This window comes from Methanosarcina sediminis (assembly GCF_052056915.1).
Taxonomy (GTDB): Archaea; Halobacteriota; Methanosarcinia; order Methanosarcinales; family Methanosarcinaceae; genus MTP4.
Genome location: NZ_CP195119.1, coordinates 1832359 through 1853727, shown reverse-complemented (window position 1 = coordinate 1853727; position 21369 = coordinate 1832359). Strand labels below are relative to the sequence as shown.

At 45.4% G+C, this 21369-nt stretch carries 16 protein-coding genes; 11 read left to right on the top strand and 5 right to left on the bottom strand.

The window, feature by feature from the left end:
* Nucleotides 1-38: 38 nt before the first annotated feature.
* From ACSAZK_RS07850 to ACSAZK_RS07840, 3 genes are all read right to left on the bottom strand, one after another.
* Nucleotides 39-485: a hypothetical protein gene (locus ACSAZK_RS07850; RefSeq protein ID WP_440956793.1), complete on the bottom strand. Its 447-nt coding sequence runs from the start codon at nucleotides 483-485 to the stop codon at nucleotides 39-41.
* 211 nt (nucleotides 486-696) lie between these two features.
* Nucleotides 697-1035, bottom strand: a complete 339-nt coding sequence (locus tag ACSAZK_RS07845) for a P-II family nitrogen regulator (RefSeq protein ID WP_440956792.1) — start codon at nucleotides 1033-1035, stop codon at nucleotides 697-699.
* A 12-nt stretch (nucleotides 1036-1047) separates the two neighbouring features.
* Complete coding sequence (locus tag ACSAZK_RS07840) at nucleotides 1048-2457, bottom strand: ammonium transporter (RefSeq protein WP_440956791.1); 1410 nt, start codon at nucleotides 2455-2457, stop codon at nucleotides 1048-1050.
* A gap of 2590 nt (nucleotides 2458-5047) precedes the next feature.
* Here ACSAZK_RS07840 and ACSAZK_RS07835 point away from each other — a divergent pair.
* The 8 genes from ACSAZK_RS07835 (at nucleotide 5048) to ACSAZK_RS07800 (ending at nucleotide 13506) form a co-directional block, all read left to right on the top strand.
* Nucleotides 5048-5728: an ABC transporter ATP-binding protein gene (locus ACSAZK_RS07835; protein WP_440956790.1), complete on the top strand. Its 681-nt coding sequence runs from the start codon at nucleotides 5048-5050 to the stop codon at nucleotides 5726-5728.
* A gap of 10 nt (nucleotides 5729-5738) precedes the next feature.
* Nucleotides 5739-6995, top strand: a complete 1257-nt coding sequence (locus ACSAZK_RS07830) for a COG1361 S-layer family protein (RefSeq protein ID WP_440956789.1) — start codon at nucleotides 5739-5741, stop codon at nucleotides 6993-6995.
* An 80-nt stretch (nucleotides 6996-7075) separates the two neighbouring features.
* Nucleotides 7076-8290 (top strand): ABC transporter permease, encoded by a 1215-nt coding sequence (locus tag ACSAZK_RS07825; RefSeq protein WP_440956788.1) that lies wholly within the window; start codon nucleotides 7076-7078, stop codon nucleotides 8288-8290.
* A 480-nt stretch (nucleotides 8291-8770) separates the two neighbouring features.
* A complete protein-coding gene (locus ACSAZK_RS07820; RefSeq protein WP_052718249.1) occupies nucleotides 8771-9256 on the top strand; it encodes a GbsR/MarR family transcriptional regulator in 486 nt (161 codons plus the stop codon).
* A 45-nt stretch (nucleotides 9257-9301) separates the two neighbouring features.
* Nucleotides 9302-9688 carry an ArsR/SmtB family transcription factor gene (locus ACSAZK_RS07815; protein ID WP_440956787.1) on the top strand — a complete coding sequence of 129 codons (387 nt, stop codon included), beginning with the start codon at nucleotides 9302-9304 and terminating at the stop codon, nucleotides 9686-9688.
* 212 nt (nucleotides 9689-9900) lie between these two features.
* Nucleotides 9901-10689 (top strand): ABC transporter ATP-binding protein, encoded by a 789-nt coding sequence (locus tag ACSAZK_RS07810; RefSeq protein ID WP_440956972.1) that lies wholly within the window; start codon nucleotides 9901-9903, stop codon nucleotides 10687-10689.
* 260 nt (nucleotides 10690-10949) lie between these two features.
* Nucleotides 10950-12206 carry a COG1361 S-layer family protein gene (locus tag ACSAZK_RS07805; protein WP_440956786.1) on the top strand — a complete coding sequence of 419 codons (1257 nt, stop codon included), beginning with the start codon at nucleotides 10950-10952 and terminating at the stop codon, nucleotides 12204-12206.
* 85 nt (nucleotides 12207-12291) lie between these two features.
* The gene (locus tag ACSAZK_RS07800; protein ID WP_440956785.1) at nucleotides 12292-13506 is read left to right on the top strand and encodes an ABC transporter permease; all 1215 of its coding nucleotides are present in this window, start codon (nucleotides 12292-12294) and stop codon (nucleotides 13504-13506) included.
* Nucleotides 13507-13569: 63 nt separating this feature from the next.
* Here the strand turns inward: ACSAZK_RS07800 and ACSAZK_RS07795 are convergent, their stop codons facing one another.
* Nucleotides 13570-15315, bottom strand: a complete 1746-nt coding sequence (locus ACSAZK_RS07795; RefSeq protein WP_440956971.1) for an ATP-binding protein — start codon at nucleotides 15313-15315, stop codon at nucleotides 13570-13572.
* A gap of 662 nt (nucleotides 15316-15977) precedes the next feature.
* On the opposite strand from ACSAZK_RS07795, the gene ACSAZK_RS07790 reads away from it, so the two are divergent.
* From ACSAZK_RS07790 to ACSAZK_RS07780, 3 genes are all read left to right on the top strand, one after another.
* Nucleotides 15978-17192, top strand: coding sequence for an ABC transporter permease (locus ACSAZK_RS07790; RefSeq protein WP_440956970.1), 1215 nt, complete (start codon nucleotides 15978-15980; stop codon nucleotides 17190-17192).
* 515 nt (nucleotides 17193-17707) lie between these two features.
* Nucleotides 17708-18310, top strand: coding sequence for a flavin reductase family protein (locus ACSAZK_RS07785; RefSeq protein WP_440956784.1), 603 nt, complete (start codon nucleotides 17708-17710; stop codon nucleotides 18308-18310).
* A gap of 273 nt (nucleotides 18311-18583) precedes the next feature.
* Entirely contained in the window at nucleotides 18584-19327 is a 744-nt protein-coding gene (locus ACSAZK_RS07780; protein ID WP_440956783.1) for a flavodoxin family protein, read from the top strand.
* Nucleotides 19328-19483: 156 nt separating this feature from the next.
* Here ACSAZK_RS07780 and ACSAZK_RS07775 read toward each other — a convergent pair whose 3' ends face one another.
* Nucleotides 19484-21208: an ABC transporter ATP-binding protein gene (locus tag ACSAZK_RS07775; RefSeq protein ID WP_440956782.1), complete on the bottom strand. Its 1725-nt coding sequence runs from the start codon at nucleotides 21206-21208 to the stop codon at nucleotides 19484-19486.
* Nucleotides 21209-21369 lie beyond the last annotated feature (161 nt).

The window sequence follows — 21369 nt, the reverse complement described above, 5'->3', positions numbered from 1 at the left end:
GTAAAAGTAGTAGGAAAGAAAATTGGGGGAAGTTCCCTTTAGATGTTAAGGATCCCCAGGTCCAGAACAAGGGACAACACGATTGAAATCACGGAAAATACCGAGATTACCAGATAGTTTGAGCGTTCTTTGGAAACCGAGAGGCTCCAGAGCAGGTAATCGAGTCCTTCAATATCTTTTTCCGAGAGTTTCCGCTGGTTTCGGATTTTTTTAAGCAGTTCCAGGTCCTTTATGACGCTGAATCTGCGCTTTGCGATATGGTATCTGTGCATGAAGAACCAGAGGTATCCCGTGACCCCGAGATACCAGATCACTTTTGCGTAGAATGCGCTGTAGTGGTCAGCTATTATTATGGCCCTCAGAAGGACTGCGGATACGAGTCCGATCCAGAAATAAAACTTGATTACGGACGTACCGTATCCTCGAGGGATCTCGAAGTTTACGTTTTTTACATTGAATTCTGATACTGATTTGAATTCTGACATTATGGATACCTCCCGGGTTTTAAAGTTGTTTTTACGTCTGGTTTTAATTAGCAATTTCTTATTTTTCTAAATTTTATCTCTGTTTTTTGCAGGTCTGCAGCCTGGCTTTTAAGGGTTTTGAGGTTTTGGTGTTTTGAGTTTTTTTGGGATGATCCTTTTCAGGCGGTGTTTAATCAGGGACTGAAATTAAGGGAATAGGAGAGGGATGCGTTTAGAGTGCATCTCCATCTCTTTCTCCTGTCCGGATCCTGATTACGGTTTCTACCGGGTAGATAAAGATCTTTCCATCTCCGATTTCTCCCGTGGAGGCCGTTTTCTGAATCACGTCGATAATCTGGTCGATTTTGTTATCCGGGATAACTATCTCGATTTTCGTTTTCGGAAGGAGGTCAACACAGTATTTCCTTCCTCTCCACTGCTGCACGATCCCTTTCTGTTGCCCTCTTCCCTTGACCTCGGTCACGGTGAGGCTTGCAAACCCCGCTTCATCAAGAGCGTCTTTTACTTCATGCAATTTAGTGGGTTTTATGATTGCTTCGATCTTGTACATTTAGATCACCTCTTAGTCCTCTGCAGGCTGGTACTCAGGATATGCCCTGATGCCGTGTTCAGCGATGTCCAGACCCATGATTTCAACGTCTTCGGGCACACGCAGTCCGATTACTGCATCAATTATTTTGAAGAATATATATGATATCCCGAAACCCCAGACCATGCTGACGATTACAGCCACTGCCTGGATTGTCAGTAGCCCTATTCCACCGCCATAGAGCAGGCCCGGGACCTCAGCGGCATAGACTGCGTCTGCGAGGATCCCGTTTCCTATCCCTACGGAGAAAAGTCCTACTGAGAGCAGGCCCCAGGTTCCACAGTATCCGTGTACTACAACCGCACCTACCGGGTCGTCTACCTTGAGGACGTTTTCATTGAACATAACTCCGAAGTAAATCACGAATCCTGCAACAATCCCGATAACAAGGGATGCCCAGGGAGTAACTGATCCACAGGGGGCGGTGATCGCAACAAGCCCGCCAAGAAGTCCGTTTGCGGTAAGGGACGGGTCAGGTTTTCCGGTCTTCAGCCAGGTGATTAGCATTACTATGACAGCGCCTGCAGCGCCTGCAATGAAAGTGTTGGCAACGACAAGGTTCATGTAAGCGTCGTTTCCGTCAAGGGTACTTCCTCCGTTGAACCCTATCCATCCAAGAGCCAGGATCAAAGTCCCGAAGAAAGCAAAGGCCAGGTTGTGACCCGGAATTGCCATAGGTTTTCCATTTTTGAACTTGCCAATCCTTGCTCCCACAAGGAGTACTCCTGCAAGGGCAGAGTATCCGCCAATGGAGTGGACAACACCTGATCCGGCAAAGTCGTGGTGTGCGACTCCGATTGCCTTTACAATCGGGCTTTCGGCTCCTGTCAGGAGAGCCATGTCAGCCCCGCTCCAGACCCAGTGCCCGTAAATGGGGTAGATGATGGCAACCATTAGGATACAGTAGACCAGATAGGCCTTGAAATCAGTACGTTCGGCCATTGCCCCGGATACGATCGTTGCTCCGGTTGCTGCAAAGACCATCTGGAAGAACCAGCCGTTAAAGGTCGCGTTGTCGGCTCCCATTAAGAAGAACTGGTCAGTCCCTATCAGGCCTGAAGCATCAGCTCCGTACATGACTCCCCAGCCCACGGCCCAGTAGACCAGGATGCCAAGAGTTACGGTCATGAAGTTTTTCATGAGGATGTTTGCCGTGTTCTTGCTTCTCGTAAGCCCGATTTCTACCATTGAGAACCCGGTATGCATGAAGAATACCAGGGCACTTGCTACCAGGAGCCATACGAAGGTAAGAGCTGTCTGCACGTCAGAGATCGCCTGTGCGTTTTCCTCTGCCGTTACAGCTGTTCCCGGTGATGACAATGCAATAAGTATCACACAGGTTAACAATAATAATTTTCCAATCTTTTCCAGGTTTTTTAACATAATTCTCATCCGCCTCCTTTGCTAGGCAACCGGTAACTGACTGTAGATTTAATATTATTTATAACTTTTGTATGGGTGGGGCTAAAATCACTTTTTATTGATATTCAATTTATTTAAAAAGAGAAAGTTAAATATCTTTTCAGTAAATTAGTTTATTTTTTTGAATTTTTTCTTTTAAATATCTGTAAATTTCTATATCTCTCCTGCATTCCCCTTATTTCGGAATATGTGTGCAAACAATTGTGACCAAAAATATCTTACCTAAATTTGCATCTTGCATTACAATCGATCATAATGCTATCAGTCTCCCTTTTCCTGAATTACCGCATTGGCTTCAAGGAAGTCTTTTTGACGTTCACATTTTATCAAATCGGAAGACCCTGAATAGAACGTTTTTAAATTTCCTTATAAAACTAGTGCCGCGTCAACGGCAGAATGTCGCATAAAATCGGTTACAATTATTCAGAGTTTGTCAATCCTTGATGATTGACGCAACACCAGGTTAAGAATAAAAGAAAAATTCTTGATTCAATTTCAGCAAGCAAAAAATTAAAAATAAAATCGTTTTTTAAAATTTTTAATTTAGTATTATCTTTGCATTTCTTTTTATTAAATTGGTAAGCCTATCGATAACGTTGGTTCAAAGCTTATCGTTAATAAAAAATTAAATGCATAAATAAAGAAATCCAGCATTGCTTCCTCCGACAATATTCTTTTTGTTCTTTATCTCTGTTTTGTCTGTTCTTTTCTGCTTAAAGGCAGAAGAAGAAGCAGCTGTCGCAAATCCAGTTACATGCAAAAATCACAAAGTCCAGCATTTTGGTTCCCCCCTTTTTGAGGTTTCGTTCTTCTCTCTGTACTTTCTTTTCTGCTTCAGGTGGCTCTGCTTAAAGGCAGAAGAAGAAGCAACTGTCGCAAATCCAGTTACATGCAAAAATTACAAAGTCCCACATTTTATTTTCCCCCTTTTGAGGTTTCGTTCTTCTCTCTGCACCTTCTTTCCTGCTTTAAAGTGTCTTTAGCTTACATAAAGAACTTGAAAAAGCTGTAGAAGATCACGTTTCCGTAGAATATCACGAAATCCAGCATTTTGGTTCCCCCCTTTTTGAGGTTTCGTTCTTCTCTCTGTACCTACTTTCCTGCTTTAACGAGTCTTTAGCTTACATAAAGAACTTGAAAAAGCTGCAGAAGATCATGTTTCCGTAGAAAATTACGAAGTCCAGCATTTTAATTCCCCCCTCCCCAATTATTTATATAATTTTTAACTATCTGTTATATTTTTGACATTTGCCCTCTTTAGGGCTTTTTTGCTGAATTATTTATTTGTAATGTTTTTTTGTGCAAATGACTGCATTAATATTTCAAGTATAGCTTCATTTACACCTCATTTTTGGATAAACCGTTTTTATATTATCCCCTTTATAAGTAGAATTTTTATATAATACGTTGGGAAATTATGATACTAACCGGATGTAAGTATCTCGTTTTCTTGACAAACTTTGGTCCGATTAATATCGATTTTTCCAAAATAAGAATGTGATAAATAATGATGTATCATATGAAAGCTTTTTAAGAATCTAATGTTCTACTTTTTTATCTTTTCTTCTTGAATATTATATTTTTGTATTCAGTTTCTATATATATCTTATATATTATTTTTTCTGAGTTTGATTTTTTTAGTTAACACATTTCTTTATACATTTTAACCGACTTTGAAATCTTCATTTTGTCTAAAAAATGTCCGATTCTGGCATTTTATTAATTTTCTTGTTTCCAAATATTCTGATCGGTTAGTAATTGTTCCTGTTCAGGAGATCTGCTGCTTAGAATCGACTTCCTCCAGGGTTCTATATTATTATTTTTTTCCGGATTTTTTAAATACAAATCCTTATATATTATTTATAGTATATTATCTACTGGGGAAATCCGGGCTTTGGTTTCATTTGCTAATTTATCTCTTAATTGGCAAATTAAATATTTAAATGCTAAAACTTTCCATTAAAAAAAGTAAGCTTGAGTTTCCGTGTATTGTTAATTCCGTCATTTAAACAGGAATTATATAATATTTAAAGGGGGGTATAAATAGTGCCTAAGAAGAACACGACAATCGCTATAACTTTCATTATATTTTTATGGAATCAATTCTATGATTCCATTTTGCAATTCTTCTTCTGGAGCTAAGGTATTCAAAAATTAAGACAATATCCCAGCTGGAGAAACGCATCGAATTTGAACATGATTTTACCGGTCTCCTGAAACCATTTTTTTTCGTGTCTTGAGAGGCCTGTTAATACAGCAAAATCTGTTAACCAGATTTTCTGTACTTTTTTGTAAAAATTCTCTCCTGTTAACTAACCTGGTTTGGCTTCTTCTCTCGAAAGCTTTGTTCGGCTTCTTTATGAGCGCTTTTTTGTTGTATGGTGTTTAACGGTGCCGGTCTTAATGGAAAAAATAATAGAGCATAGATTAAAATGTATTTTAGTACATAAAGCCTAAAAGCAATCGATGTCACGCATGTGACTTTTTCTAATAATTGCATGTCAAATGTTTTGGGGGGGGGACTGTAAGTAGAAACACAACTGGTTTGCCTGTGGGGGAGCCTCCGCTTGTTGAAGTGACTAATGTCAGGAAAAGCTATGTTCTTGGGGGTGCGGAAGTTCCGGTTCTCTCGGATATCAACCTCAAAATCAACGAGGGGGAATTCCTGGCTATTATGGGGCCTTCGGGTTCCGGAAAGAGTACTCTTGTGAACCTTATCGGTTGTCTTGACCGGCCTACCGAGGGACAGGTCCTGATCAGGGGGCGGGACATCCATAAAATGCCCGATGAAGAACTGGCCCGGCTCAGGGGGCTTGAGATCGGTTTTGTTTTCCAGACATTCAATCTTGTCCCGCGTCTGACTGCTCTGGAGAACGTACTGCTCCCCACTTATGCCAATTCCAGGGAGCGGATTGATTCTCGAATCCGTGCAACGGAACTTCTTAAACAGGTGGGGCTGGAAGACCGCATGCACCATAAACCCGGGGAGCTTTCCGGTGGCCAGTCCCAGAGGGTTTCAATTGCGAGAGCCCTTATCAATGACCCGGCTCTTCTCCTTGCGGATGAGCCCACGGGAAATCTGGATTCAAGGACCGGGGATGAGATCCTGGGGATGTTTGCAGAGATCAATAAGGAGGGCAGGTCCATAGTGATGGTCACTCATGACCCGGAAATTGCGAATTATGCAGACCGAATAATTCTGGTAAAAGATGGGGTAATTAAACATAATTAAGGTGGGGAATATGAAATTAATACGAAGCCATGTTGTTGCAGTTGCTTTTTCTTTTCTTTTGGTTACTCTGGTTTTAGCATTCCCGGCTTCTGCCAGTGTGGGGAATGCAAACCTGAAAGTCACGATAATCGAGACCAGCCCCTATCCTGCAAAGATAGGGCAGTACCTGACTCTCACAGTCCAGGTGGAAAATGTAGGAGGGGATAAAGCTGAAAATATTGATGTCAGAGTTGTGCCTGAGTATCCTTTTTCCCTTGACTCTTCTGCAGACGCAGTGCAGAACGTAGGGGCTCTTGGCCCTGGAAGGACCGCTACAAAGGAAGTCTACCTTTTTGTGGACAAGGGTGCCAGGAAAGGGACTCGTTCTATCGACATCTACAGCAGGCCCTCCGGGAATAGCCCGTGGAGTGAGGAGACTTTTGATATCAGGATCGGTACCGAAACTTTTGATAGCAAAGGTACCGTGGAACTCAAAGAGATTGTCTCGGAGCCTGAGGTCTTCATGCCCGGAGACCGGGGGACTGTCACCATGACCCTCTGTAATACTGCAACAACGCCTACAGTTACTATAGGTGGGGAAGATTTCGATACTAATGCCCGGATCCAGTCTGCAGTCCTTGAGACTTCAACCGACGGCATAACGGTTTCCAGTGCCCCTTACGTTGAGATGGGTCTGCTCGGTCCCGGGGACAGCATTGACCTTACTTTCAATGTGGAGGTCGGTGAAGACGTCGGGGGCGGGACTCACAACCTCGTACTTGCCATCGAGGGGAATTCCTTTGACTACAGCAGCCGGAAGAATGTTCCCCTCGAAGTAGACTCTTCCAATGTAAGAGTTATCCCTTCAAAACCCCTGGAAATGGTTGATGGGAAGGCAATCCTTGAGTTTGATGTGGCAAATACCCATCCCAATGAGTTCAGTTCCGTGAGCATCAAACCCGAAGCCGAGGGAGTTGAGTTCTACCCGGCCGAGTATTTCATAGGTCCCATGGACCCGGATGAGCTCTTCACAATCGAGTTCGATGCTACTTATGGAAATTCTGTGGGTGGATCTGGGGGTGACAGGGAGCCAATAAATATGTCCCTTACTGCAAGTTATAACAACGGGATTAACAGGCATGAAAATATTGCCGGAAATCTGGAACTTTCAACGTTTTCTCCTGAATCGGACTCTCTTGAATTTGACTCCGGGGCAGCTGTTGCGGGTGGGGTTGTTGCCCTCTTTGTTCCCGCAGTTCTTCTTTTTTACAGAAGAAAAAAGCAATGATGCGGGTTGAATGTTGACAGAAGTTGATCGTTAACGGAAGCTGAAAGTTGGCTGGGTGTCATATTTATTTGGGGGAAAATATGATCAAATTCGCACAGGCAGCCCGGATTGCTCTGGGGAGTATAGGCAGTTCTAAGCTTCGGTCTGCCCTTACAACCCTCGGGATAGTGATAGGGGTAGCTGCAGTTGTTATTAATGCATCTCTGGGTGCCAGTTTTAATCAGTTTTTTGCTGATGAGGTTTCATCCGTAGGCTCGAATTTCATAATTGCATATAGCAAGCAGCCTAACCTGTTCTATGATAATGAACTTGAAATAATCGAAAACACTCCCGGAATTACCGGGATTTCGCCTAGAAAAATGATGTCTGGAGAACTCAATTACCTTTCCGAGACAAAAAACGTGGATATCGTAGGAGTCGAGGAGGAATTTCGGGAGATCCAGGACCTTCAGATGGAAGAGGGCAGTTTCCTGACTGATAAGGACAGTTATGCGGCGGTGCTCGGGTATGACATGGCAAATGAGGAGTTTGGCAGGAAAATTTCCCACAGGAGCACGGTGGAAATCGCTTTTCGACAGGAAGACGGCACTCTTATGAAAAAGGATTTTAAAGTGAAAGGGATCTTGCAGGATTCAAAAGAAACCATTGTCGGAGGAGATGGCAGTACTGATCTGCTGGTTTTCATCCCGGTTTCTTCCATGAACGAGCTGGCGGGAGAACAAGATTATGGGGCTTTCTTTGCCATGGCAAACAGTCCTGAAAATGTTCGTCAAATCTCGGATGAAGTTGATGAAAGGCTGGCCCGGAATTTCGGAATTCCGGACAGAGACCTTGAAAAGGAAGATGTAAAGCCCTACGAAATCTTTAACCAGGCTGATATCCTTGAACAAACCGAAGAACTGGGAAATGCACTCAGTTCTTTCCTGCTGGTCCTGGCTTTGATTTCCCTTTTCGTCGGCTCCATCGGGATCATGAACATTATGCTCGTTACCGTCACGGAACGCACCCGGGAAATCGGGATCATGAAGTCAATCGGTTACAGCCGTTCCAACATCCTTTCTCTTTTTTTGCTTGAATCCGTGATGGTAAGTTTCTTAGGGGGAATCGTGGGCACCGCTATCGGCGGCTTAGGGGCTTACGCCCTTGAAAATTTCCTCAAACTCCCTCCCGTCTTCCCTCTCACACTTATTGAAATCGGAGTGCTGGTCTCGGTCCTCGTCGGAATACTCGCAGGCTTCTACCCTGCCCGAAAAGCTGCAAACATGAATCCCGTAGATGCCCTGAGATATGAATAAAGATACCTTGAGGCATAGAATAAGGAATTATGAAAAGATGTTCTGGAAAGGGGGATGAATAAGGAATCTGAACAGGGAATTTCCCACTTCCACCTGGAAATCTCTACCTTTTTCCTTCTCCCCTCTTCAGAAAACCGGTGGTTAAAAGCAAGAAGTCTGATATATTGCCAGTGAAAATTTCTAACTTTTATCTAATGTACATCTGTTGCCATTCCTTAGTCCGCTTGAGTGAGCACAGCGAGCGAAACGGACCGCGTACTGTTGCGATTTCATCGCAACTAAAAGAATAATCATAGATTTTTCTGATGCCGAGCCGCAACTCGGCTGGCGCAACTAGAGTGGGCAACTAGACTCGGCCAATTAGGCTGTTTCTATCAGTTTTTCTTATTTTTTTTCGGCCGGCGCAAGTTTTAAATATTTCAGTATTTATTGTACTTTTACTAAATACTAAATATAGTAAATGGGACTGAATGACCTTTCATGGATGAAATTGACAGAGAATTCATTGCTTTCTATCAGAACGTCGGCAAAGCCTATGGGATGGACAGTCTGATGGCCACCATCTTCGCGCGGGCTTTTATCGAACCCGGGGAGCTGGCTATGAGTGAGCTCGCTGAAGAAACCGGTTACTCCCTTGCTTCGGTGAGCAATAAGATCCGGCAGCTTGAGCCTTCAGGCTTAATTGCCCGAAGTACAAAGCCGGGCACCAGGAAGGTCTATGTTCATACCGACAAAGATATCCTGAAAATTGCTCTGGGGCAGCTGCTAAGGGCAAGGGCTAATGAAACCCAGCCTGCGGCTGTTGAAATTCCTCGTATGATAGAACGCTTTGAAAAGGAAGAGTTGAGCGAAAAGCAGCAGGAGAAACTTGAGATCCTCAGGCGCTACCATCGGGATATGCTCAAGCTTGATTCCGCGCTTGAGGAAATGCTCGAGAAACTTGAAAAGCTCAGCCGGGAAACCTGAGTTTTCTATGGGTCCCGGCTGCTTTTATACCTATGAGGGGTAAAAATGCCAGAACAGAATCCGAACACCAGGGTTGCTTCCTTTGAAAAACAGGGGAAATTGCTGGTCCTCCCACTTTCCGGGGGTTCCAGAAAGCTTGCAAGGGCTCTTTCCAATGAAACTTCCCTTAAAATCCTTGAAACTCTTGGCAAAAAAAGCATGTCTGCAGGGGACCTTTCGGAAGCTCTGGATATACGGCTTAATACCCTGAAATACAACCTTGATGCCCTGAAGGAATCGGGCCTGATCAGTGTCCAGCAGGTAAAGTGGAGCCGGAAAGGGAGGAAAATAAAAGTGTATGCCGCAGTGGATCAGCTTATCGTGCTGGTCCCCGGAAAAAAAGCCGACCCTTCTTCGGTACTCAGGATATTGAAAAGTTGCCCTGCGTCATGAGGCTCAAAGCATAAAAGTCAGAACAATGATAATATTAATAGGGTGAATTTGCCCGACGGTACAATTGATTTCAAGATATGAAAAACAGTGGAGTGTATATGGAAGATAAAAAATCCGATGAAGAACCCGGGGTCGTGAAATCCGTTTCTGAGTCCAGAAAAGGGGCTTCAGGGTCTGAAGAGGATTCTCTTTCCTCTGAAGACCGGAGTTTGATGCCTGATAAGGAATCAACGCCTGATAAGGAATCAACGGATAAAGAGCCCTTCGTATGTGAGGTGAAACGTTCCGAAAAGCGTGCTCCTGGTTCAGCCCCGAAAGGTGATCCCATCATCGAGGTTATCAATGTCAAAAAGAGCTATACCCTTGGAGATATGGAAGTCCTTATCCTTCACGATATCAACCTGACAGTCCGGGAGGGGGAGTTCCTTGCAATCATGGGACCCTCAGGTTCAGGGAAGAGCACTCTCATGAACCTGATCGGTTTCCTTGACAGACCTACAGAGGGAAGAATCATCATAAAAGGCAAAGACATCAATAAACTCTCGGACAAGGAGATCGCAAGGCTCAGGGGGCTGGAGGTCGGTTTTATTTTCCAGACTTTTAACCTTATCCCGCGGCTTAATGCCCTTGAAAATGTTGAACTGCCTACCTACGCAAATGCAAGGGAAGGGGTTGATACCCACAAAAAGGCAAAAGATCTCCTGAAAATGGTGGGACTCGAGGACCGCATGCACCATAAACCAGGTGAGCTTTCCGGAGGTCAGTCCCAGAGGGTTGCAATTGCCCGCTCTCTTATCAACGACCCGGCCATCCTCCTTGCGGATGAACCCACCGGGAACCTGGATTCTAAAACCGGCTGTGAAATCCTTAACATGTTTTCAAAACTTAACGAAGAAGGTCGTACTATTGTTATGATTACCCACGATCCGGATATCGCAAAATATGCGGACCGGGTAGTGCTCGTAAAAGACGGAATAATTCAGAGTCAGGATAATTCGTAATCAGATTAATTCAGAATCAGATTAATTCAGAATCAGATTAATTCAGAATCAGATTAATTCAGAATCAGATTAATTCAGAATCAGATTAATTCAGAATCAGATTAATTCAGAATCAGATTAATTCAGAATCAGATTAATTCAGAATCAGATTAATTCAGAATCAGATTAATTCAGAATCAGATTAATTCAGAATCAGATTAATTCAGAATCAGATTAATTAGTTGCCATTTTGGCCAATCAGGGTGGAGAAAGTGACAAAAATGAAAAACCGAACCATTCCTCTTGTGTTGTCTTTGCTTTTAATAGCCTCGGTTTTTGCGGTTCCGGCTTCTGCCAGTGTCGGGAGTGCAAATTTAAAGGTTACGATTATTGAAATCAGTCCCTATCCTGCCCAGATAGGGCAGTACGTGGACCTGACCGTGCAGGTGGAAAATGTAGGGAGGGACCGGGCGGACGACGCTTCCATACAGGTGGTCCCGGAATATCCCTTCTCTCTGGATTCCCCTCTAAACGCGGTTCAAAATATCGGGGGCCTTGCTCCTGAAAAAGTTGCTACAAAGGAGTTTCACCTTTTTGTGGATAAGAATGCCCAGAAGGGTACCCGCTCTATAGACATCCGGACGAGAATCGATAAGGATAGCCCGTGGAGTGAAGAGACTTTTGATATCAGGGTAGGTACCGAAACCTTTGACAGCAAAGGCACTGTGGAACTCGAGACAATCGTCTTTGACCCCGAGGTTTTTATGCCGGGGGACCGGGGTACCGTAACTGTTACTCTCATTAACAGGGCAACAACGCCCACTGTTACCATCGGCGAAGAAGATTTCGATACCAATGCCCGGATCCAGTCAGCAGTCCTGGTGACTTTGAATGACGAAGTAACCGTTTCCAATGGTCCTTATGAGGAGATGGGCCTGCTCGGTCCCGGGGATAGCATCGACCTGACCTTCAATGTAGAGGTCGGTGAAGATGTCAGGGACGGAACTCACAACCTAGTACTCGTAATCGAGGGCAATTCTTTTGACTACAACAGCCGGAAGAATATTCCCCTGGAAGTTGATTCTTCAAATGTGAGAGTGATCCCTTCCAAGCCCCTCAAGCTGGTGAACGGGGAGGCAACCCTTGAGTTTGATGTGGCAAACACCCATCCCAACGAGTTCAGTTCCGTAAGTATAAAGCCCACGGCTGAGGGAGTTGAGTTCTACCCTGCCGAATATTTCATAGGACCCATGGACCCGGATGAGCTCTTTACAATCGAGTTCGATGCCGTGGTGGAAGATTCGGGAGGTCTGGAAGGTCTGGCTCCTGATGGGTCGGAGCCTGTAAACCTGACTCTCATAGCAAGTTACAGCAACGGGGTCAACCTGCATGAAAACGATGTAAGCAACCTTCAGCTCAGGTTTGCCACGGAAAATACGGGCAGTAGCTCGCAATCCATAATAGGAGCCGTGGTGCTTGTAGCCCTGGTTGCAGCGGGCGTACTGGTCTACAGGAAGAAAAAGCAGAGCAAGGAATGAGCAGGGCAGGAACGTACCCGGTAAAAAAACAGGTCATGAATGTTAATCTCTGCCTGGAAGACAGCTTTGCCAGGAGGTCTTAATTATGGTACAGTTTAAACAGGCCCTGAGGATTGCTGCGAGCAGTATAGGCAGTGCCAAGTTGCGCTCTGCCCTTACCACTCTGGGAATCGTGATCGGGGTTGCGGCGGTGATAACTAACGCATCCCTCGGGGCCAGTTTCAACCAGTTTTTCGAAGACGAAGTCGCCTCCGTAGGCTCGAATTTCGTAATCGCATACAGCAAGCAGCCCAACCTCTTTTTTGATAACGAATATGAACTTATCAAAAACACGCCCGGGATCACCGGGGTTTCTCCCCGCAAATGGATGAGTGGGGAACTCAGTTATCTTTCCGAAACCAAAAATGTAAACATTGCAGGGGTCAGCGAAGATTTCCAGGAAATCCAGAGCCTGGAGCTGGACGAAGGAAGCTTCCTCTCCGACAAGGACAGCTATGCCGTGGTTCTTGGCTATGATATGGCAAATGAGGAGTTTGAGAGGAAAATATCCCACAGGAGCACCGTAGACATTGCTTTCAGGCTTGAAGACGGGAGCGTTGTAATTAAAACGTTCAAGGTGAAGGGGATTCTTCAGGAATCGAAGGAAACCGTAATCGGTGGGAACGGGGATACGGACACAATGATTTTTATCCCGGTCTCGACCATGAACGAAATGCTCGGGGAAAAGGACTACGGGGCTTTCTTTGCCATGGCAAACAGCCTGGAAAATGTCGGGGATATCTCTGATGATGTGGACGACCGGCTGGCCCGGAACTTCGGGATCCCCAAACGGGACCTTGAAGATGAGGATTCAAAACCTTATGGGATTGTTGACCAGGCCGAAATTCTAGAGCAGACCGGCCAGATAGGGGACGCCCTGGGCTCTTTCCTGCTTGCAGTGGCGCTGATCTCCCTTATCGTTGGCTCCATCGGAATTATGAACATCATGCTGGTTACGGTAACGGAACGCACCCGGGAAATCGGGATCCTGAAGTCCCTTGGCTATACCAATTCCGGAATCCTTTCCCTCTTTCTCCTGGAATCCGTTCTGGTCAGCCTTTTCGGGGGCATCCTTGGAACCCTGGTCGGGGGACTCGGGGCTTTTGCCCTGGAAACTGCCCTCAAGCTTCCCACGGTTTTCCCTTTCACTTTGATCCAGATCGGGTTCTTTGTCTCGGTTATGGTCGGAGTGGTGGCGGGAGTTTATCCCGCCAGGAAAGCGGCAAAAATGAACCCTGTGGAAGCTCTACGTTATGAATGAATATTTCCGGTCTGGGCTGTTGCCCTAACCGTTTTTTGAATGTGGATTCCCTCGGATATGGCTTCAGCTGCTCGCCACTCTCCGCTCCAGGGGAAGCGTAAAGGTGAAAGTGCTTCCTTTTCCGGGCTCTGAGTTCACCCCTACTTCGCCTCCATGAAGTTCTACAAAATTTTTAACAATATAAAGCCCGAGACCAACCCCTTTGTATTCTTTTGCGGCGGAAGAATCTCCCTGTACAAAAGGCTGGAATATTTTCCTGTGGCTTTCTAAGGGGATGCCTATGCCGTTGTCAGTGACCCTGATCTCTGCAACTCCGTCCTTTTTACGTGTGTCTACGCTGACTTTTCCCCCTCTGGGTGTAAATTTTATGGCGTTACTCAGGAGGTTGTAGAGGACCTGTTTTAATTTTGCCCGGTCAGCCCGGATGTTCCCGAGGGTAGGGTCAAAGTCAGTCTCAATGGCAACATTTTTGCTTGAAGCCAGGGGGCGGATGGAGTTTCTCACTTCTTCGATGAAGGGTGCAAGGTCCAGCTCTTCGTAGTCAAGGGAACTCTCCCCGGTTTCGAGTATTGAGATATCCAGCAGGTTGTTGATGATTTCCAGCAGGTGTTTTCCGCTGTTCAGGATATTGTGTACGTATCTGGCCTGCTTCCCATTGAGCGTCCCGAAAGCCCCTTCAAGCAGGAGATCCGAAAACCCTATTACGGAATTAAGGGGGGTCCGCAGTTCATGGCTCATGTTTGCGATGAACCCGCTTTTTGCCCTGTTGGCAGCTTCAGCTGCTGTTTTCGCCTTGAGGAGGCTTTTCTCCAGTTCTTTTCTTTCGGTGACATCCCATATGATGCCCAGCAGCACGGAGTCTTCCTCCGAGGGGCCGCCAAACACAACCTTATTGAAAACCACTTGATGGAGGGTGTCGTCAGCATACCCAACGGTTGATTCGAACACTTCCTTTCCTCGAGTCCGGATTAATTCCAGGTCCCTGAGGTGCTGTTTTTCGGAAACTTCAACAGGGGCGAAATCGCACACCGTCTTTCCAGCGATTTCTTCTTTGCTTTTTCCCATAAACTCTTCAAAGGCCCGGTTGCAGCCGATGTATTCCCCATTTCTGTCTTTATAATAAACAGGTACCGGAATGGAGTCTACAAGGTTTTGAAGGAAACACATTTTCTCCTGCTGGAGTTTTTCCATTTTTTTGCGTTCGCTAACGTCTTCTTTTACGGTTTTCTCACTTTCGATATGCTCCCATTTTCCTTCCTGCTTTATTATCAGGTCCTCCTGCTTTCCCATCAGCTTAAGAAGTTCCGAAGCTGAAAGTCCTTCAAGGGGGCAGGTTAAAAGAAGCGTGATATTTTCTTCCCGGTTTCCTTTTTCGAGGGCTTCCCTGCAGTTCTCAAAAACGGATGATAGGGCTCCTTCTGCTTTTTTAAGGTCCAGGTTTATCCGGAGCCCTGAAAACCCTTCTGAAAGGGTTTTTTCAGATATCTTTTCCAGCATTTCTACTGTTGCGGGGGCAGGCCAAGCTGTATTTTCCTTAAACTCCCTGGCCTGTATTATTTCCAGCTGGTCTGATCGTAGGCAGCGCTCAAAATCCACTCCCGTATTTTCCAGCGCCATTTTTACGTTTTCAGCTTCCCCTGGTTCGGGGCTTATCCATACACAGCGTTCTCCCTTCTCGATCCCCTCTTTAAAATAAAGAGCAAGTAACTCTACCACTTCTTCAGGGTTGCTATATAATGCGGTTGTCTGGGGGCTGCATGGTACGGTTAGAGAAAAATCGGTATCTGTGTTTTTATTTTTTGTCTGAATTCTTCCCCCTCCGGATATTTGAGGTTAATCTTCTTAATAAGCAAAATATGGATTTGATAAGGGTTGATAATGGCTTTTTTGCAAAGCCTGCATTGAGTACGATTTTTTCTTTCTTTTGTCTCAATACATAGTATATTTATTTTGTTTTAATGCGCAGAACATCCAAATGCGCAGAACATCCAAATATGCAGAACATCTATAACTACATTCTTCATATGATATATCTCAAACATATATAAGAAATGTGGCAATTTACAACGTTTGGGGAGTGATCGGGTTTTCTGGTTCTTTCCTTTCCTTTCCTTTCCTTTTCTTTCCTTTCCTGCTTTTTGCCATTGGATATTTCAATGGGGTTTATAATATGGGTTTGCGGTTCCCTTGTAAAACTGCCCCTTGTAAAACTGCCTTTTGTTTGATCAGTTCAGCCTCTATCTGTTTGTACAACCTGCTTATATAGTTGTGGCATATAATCTAATACTGAATACAATTTAATAATGCGCATATCAATGGGGTATTGGGGACACACGGCTGTCCGGATGGGGGTAGTTTATCGGTGAATTGTTTTTCCGTAAGTTCATACCTGTTTTTCAGGCTCGTTTCCGGAATTTTAAGGCTTGAAAAGGTCATTTAAAGTCCTTTTCCAGGAATTAAGGTGGGATACGGTGCTTAATTTCAGGCAAGCTATCAAAATTTCCCTCGGGAGTGTGGGGAGTGCAAAGCTTCGCTCGGGTCTGACGACCCTGGGCATTATCATAGGGATTGCGGCAGTAGTTGCAAACGTCTCCCTGGGAGCGAGTTTCAACCTCTTTTTCAAAGAAGAAATCAATGCTCTGGGTTCCAATTTTATAATCGTTTTCAGCCAGGAACCTAACCTCTTCTATACGGACGAACTGGAAATTATTGATAAAACTCCTGGGGTGATGGGGGTCTCGCCAATAAAACAGCAACTTGGAGAGGTCACCTATCTCTCACAGACCAAGAATATTAATATTGTAGGGGTCTCCGAAGACTACGAGGATACGGCCAACATCATCATGGAAGAAGGCAGTTTCATAACTGACCAGGACAAGTTTTCAGCGGTTATCGGCTCCGACGTGGCGTACGAGAAGTTCGACCGGAACATCTCTTCCAGGAGTTCTATTGACGTTACCTTCCGCCTTGAAGGAGGGGAGACTATGACGCAGACGTTCAAGGTAAAGGGCATCATCGAAAGCCCGGAGACCTCATTCGCCGAAGGGGGGATTGACCGGGACGTGAGCATCTTTGTCCCTGTCTCCACAATCAACGAGATGCTCGAGGAAGAGGATTTCGGAGCTTTTTTTATCATGTCCGGAAGCCTTGAAAACGTGGAAGAAGTTTCGGATGAAGTGGACGAGCGCCTGGCAAGGAACTTCGGGGTTTCTTCAAGGGACCTGGACGACGAGGATGCAAAGCCTTACACGATCTTCAACCAGGCCGATGTCCTTGAACAGGTCAACCAGCTCTCTGATTCCCTGGCAGCTTTCCTTGTCGCAGTTGCCCTTATCTCCCTGCTCGTGGGCTCCATCGGGATCATGAATATCATGCTTGTTACTGTCACGGAGCGCACCCGGGAAATTGGGATTATGAAGGCCCTGGGTTATTCAAGCACCGATGTCCTCCTGCTTTTTATCGTGGAAGCCATGATCCTGAGCCTTTTAGGTGGTATTATGGGGCTGGGAGTAGGAATGGCAGGCGCTTATGCGGTTACGAACTTCCTGGACCTGCCCTTCCTTTATCCGCATTATATACTGGAGATCGGGTTAGGGGTGGCCCTTATAGTAGGGGTTGCCGCTGGGGCGTATCCGGCAAACAAGGCTGCGAAAATGAACCCTGTGGACGCTTTGAGGTACGAGTGAGCAGCCGGATATTTTTTCCCGGTATGATCGAGCTATCTCTGTTGAGGATTCTTGAAAGTCGAAGAGCTGCTCTGAGTTTTTTGTTCTCCTTTACTGGTTTATCCTTTTCCATGTTACATTTTTGTATTTCAAAAATTATTGCTGGAAATTTATATCCTTCTTTATTATATCTTACATTATATATTACACAAAACCGGAATACTAATTAGATCCCGGTGGGCATATTGAATATATAGGAATTAATTTCGCTTAGCCTTCGAGAAATCAAGTACTTTCAGACTTCGATTTCAGTCTAATTCAGGCTTTGATTTCAATCTAATTCAGACTCTGATTTCAATCCAATTCATACTTTGATTTCAATCCAATTCATACTTTGATTTCAATCTAATTCATACTTTGATTTCAATCCAATTCATACTTTGATTTCAATCTAATTCATACTTTGATTTCAATCCAATTCATACTTTGATTTCAATCTAAATATTTCAGTTTGGATAATGATGGAGGGAGGACTGATGAACCGCATGGAGAAACAGAATCTCGGAGCCAGGAATTTCCTGTACCCGATGCCAACAACCCTGGTGGGCGCAAATGTAAAGGGAAAGCCTAATTACCTGACCATCGCTTTTTGTGGGGTCGTACAGGCAATCCCCCCCATGATTGCGGTCACCCTGGGAAAGATGCACTATACAAACGAGGGAATTAAGGAAAACCGTTGTTTTAGTGTGAACATCCCTTCCAGGCACATGGTGGAAGTTACGGATTACTGCGGGATTGTTTCCGGGAAAAAAGCGGATAAGTCCGGGCTTTTCGAAACCTTCTACGGGAAGCTGGAAAACGCTCCTATGATTCTGGAATGTCCCGTAAACCTGGAGTGCAAACTTGTGGATACCCTGGACTTCGGGGGGACAAACGAGGTTTTCATCGGAGAGGTCGTTGAAAGCTACGCCGAGGCATGTTACCTCTGCAACGGAATCCCTGATATTGAAAAGATCGAACCCATGGTTTTTTCGATGTACGACAACAACTACTGGGGAATAGGCGGCCACCTGGGCAAAGCCTGGTCGATAGGAAAGAACTTCAGTGGAAATGGGGATGCCGTAAAAAAAGATGAGTAACGGGAATAAATATTGCTTAATCATTGGCTAAGTATTTACTATAGTCCCGAAAGTAAATATTTACATTTAATTTATAACCACGGAAGACACGGAAAGCCCGGAAGGATTGTGCCCAAATCTTCTTTATTCCGTGTTTTCAGTGCTTTCTGTGGTTAAACTTTCACTGAGATTGGTGAAAGAATTTGGGGCATTGAATATAATAAAGGATTTTACAGGCAACTCTTCAGTTCACATAGTTTTGTTTGCCTGGGGGAGAAAAAGGGGAGTGATCACATGAAAATTACAGCATTCAGCGGGAGCCATAAGGGCAGGGAAGGCAATACCCTTCTTATGGTGGAGGAGTTTTTGAAAGGGGCAGAAGAGGCAGGGGCAGAGACCGAAAACGTCATCCTTGCCGAAAAAAATATCCTGTACTGCAAGGGGGACTTTGACTGCTGGCTCAAAACTTCCGGAAAATGCACGCTCCATGATGACATGGAGTTCCTGATCCCGGGCTTTATGGCATCTGACGTTGTGGTGTTCGCATTTCCGGTCTACTTTGATAATATCCCGGCACTTATGAAATCTTTTATCGATCGGCTGCTTCCTATTCTTTTGCCCCACTTCGAGGAGGATGGGGAGGGGGGGTACAGGCACGGTAAACGCTTTGAAAAGTATCCCAAAATCGTCGTGCTTTCAAACTCCGGGCTTCCCGGACTTAGCAATTTCCAGGTTGTGAGCCTCTTTTTCAGGCGGTTTGCGAGGACTCTCCACACTGAAGTAATTGGTGAAATCTATAGAGGGGAGGGGGAAGTCTTGAAAGTCAAAAATCTCCTCGTAAAACCCCTCGTCTCAAAGTACAAAAAACTCCTGCGCGAAGCGGGCCGGTCTATTGTGGAGAATCAGGAAATTTCCGACGAACTGCGGGAGAAACTTGAAAAACCAATCGTCCCTGATTATCTTTATATAAAATTCGGGAACGAAGAAATGGACCGTATGATTGAGAATAAAGGGAAAAAAGGATCGGAAGAGGCTTAAAATCTTTTCGAAATGAAAAATGGTTTAGTTGATTAAAAAATAGTCCGACGGCGGGTGAATATCTTTAGACCGTGGGTGACTATCTTTAATAAGTAAAAAAGGTTTAAAAAAGAAAAAAGGTTTTTGCGGAAGGCAAAACCTTTTGTTTCTCTTCTTTTATTTGCCTTCGACAAGGTCTTCAAGGTTGTGTTCCATGTAGGGGGCGTTGCTCCTGTTGATCAGTTCCTGGCAGACTTCTGCAGGTTCCCCGTCCATTACCAGTGCCCCGTTTTCTATCAGCACGGCCCTGTGGGCGACTTCCCGGACGAAGTCCATGTGGTGGCTCACAAGGACTATTGTGGTCCCGAAAACTTCATTGATCTTTTTCAGGGAATTGGTGACGTCCCTCAGGGTTACAGGGTCAAGGTCCCCGAAGGGCTCGTCAAGAAGCAGGTATTCGGGGGAGGTTGCAAGGCTGAGGGCGATAAAAGCCCTTACGTGTTCTCCTCCGCTGATCTGGTAGGGGGTCTTGTCCAGGACTTCTGTTGGCAGGTCCAGGGCTTCAAAGACCGGTTTTGCGTATGTGTCCACGTCCGTTACGGGGATATAGGGGAAAAGTTCGGAGTAAATCGTTTCCGGAAGGTTCATTTCTCTTAAGAAGGCGTCTCTTTCTTCCATCGACATATCGGGCAGCCTGTATATATTGTCCAGCGTCTCATCCGACATCCCCATTTCCTGGGCTTTTTTCCTGGCGTACTCGATAGCTCCTATCCTTTTCATGCTGAGCCTGAAGCGGATCTGCTCCCTGACCGTGGAGTGCGGGGACATTGAAAACTCCTGGTTCATGATGCTCATTATCCTGCGGAGTTCCATGCGCTTCTTGCTGTAATTAATAACGTCAACCCATTCCCCGTTGCATTTGTACTCGACTGTCCCACCCTTCGGTTTGACCAGCCCTTCAATGAGCTTTATGAGGGTTGTTTTTCCGGCTCCTGAAGAACCTATAAAGGCTAAGATTTCTCCTCTGTTGACGTCAAGGGAAAAGTCTTTGATGTTCAGGACTTCTCCCATCCGGATCAGGGAGTAGCGTTTGGAGATGTCCTTTGCCCGGATGCAGGCTTCCCGGGATGTGAGGGCTGCAGGTTCTTCACTGGGCTTCATATCTTTCCGGAAGTTTTTGAGCACGGTGGTGGGTTCTCCGTCTGCTGCAATCTTCCCGTTTTCCAGGAAGATCAGCCTGTCGGCAAGGTAGGCATGGATTTCCGGAAGGTGGGAGACCACGATAATTGCAATGTCAAGCTTCTCCCTAAGGCTCTTTATTACGTCGAGGATTTCCTGTTTTGTGTCCGGCCCGGTCATTGTTACGGGTTCATCCAGGAGGAGGACCCGGGGCTTTGCGGCAAGCTGCCTGGCCATGACGACTCTCTGCTTTTCTCCTCCGCTTAAGAGGTTGGTGGAATGGAGGGCTTTTTGCTCGAGCCCCACGATTTTCATGTACTCCATCGCTTCTGCATAAAGATCGTCGTATTCAGGGGCATCAGTGGCCGGGAGCGCTTCATGGCCAACTTTCAGGTAATAGAGTTTCCTTATCACATTCTCAATGCAGGGGCCGTTCCAGAGTCCGAAGTTCCGCTGGAGATGAATTGCTGTTACCCTTTTCAGGAACTTTTCCCCTTCCTTCCCCGAATCAGGGGTAACTGTTTCCCCATCCACTTCCACGTTGCCTTCCTGGAAGGGTTCGACCCCTCTGATGATTCTCAGAAGCGTTGATTTCCCGCTCCCGCTTCGACCTGTAATCCCGAGAATTTCCCCGTCCTGTACCGTAAGGTCGATATTGTCCAGCACCCTGATGGTTTCGGAATTGACCTCATAATCCTTTACCAGATTGGAGATTTTGAGCATGTTATTCACCTTTTGAATGTTTCTTGGGTCTATCCGGGTGATGTTCGATGATTATGGTATACTCACGAATTAATCACACTTTTAAACGCCAATTAAATGCATCTTGCTTATTTCGGAAGTGTTTATTTTACTATGAGGACTATAATCCTGTATAATATCCT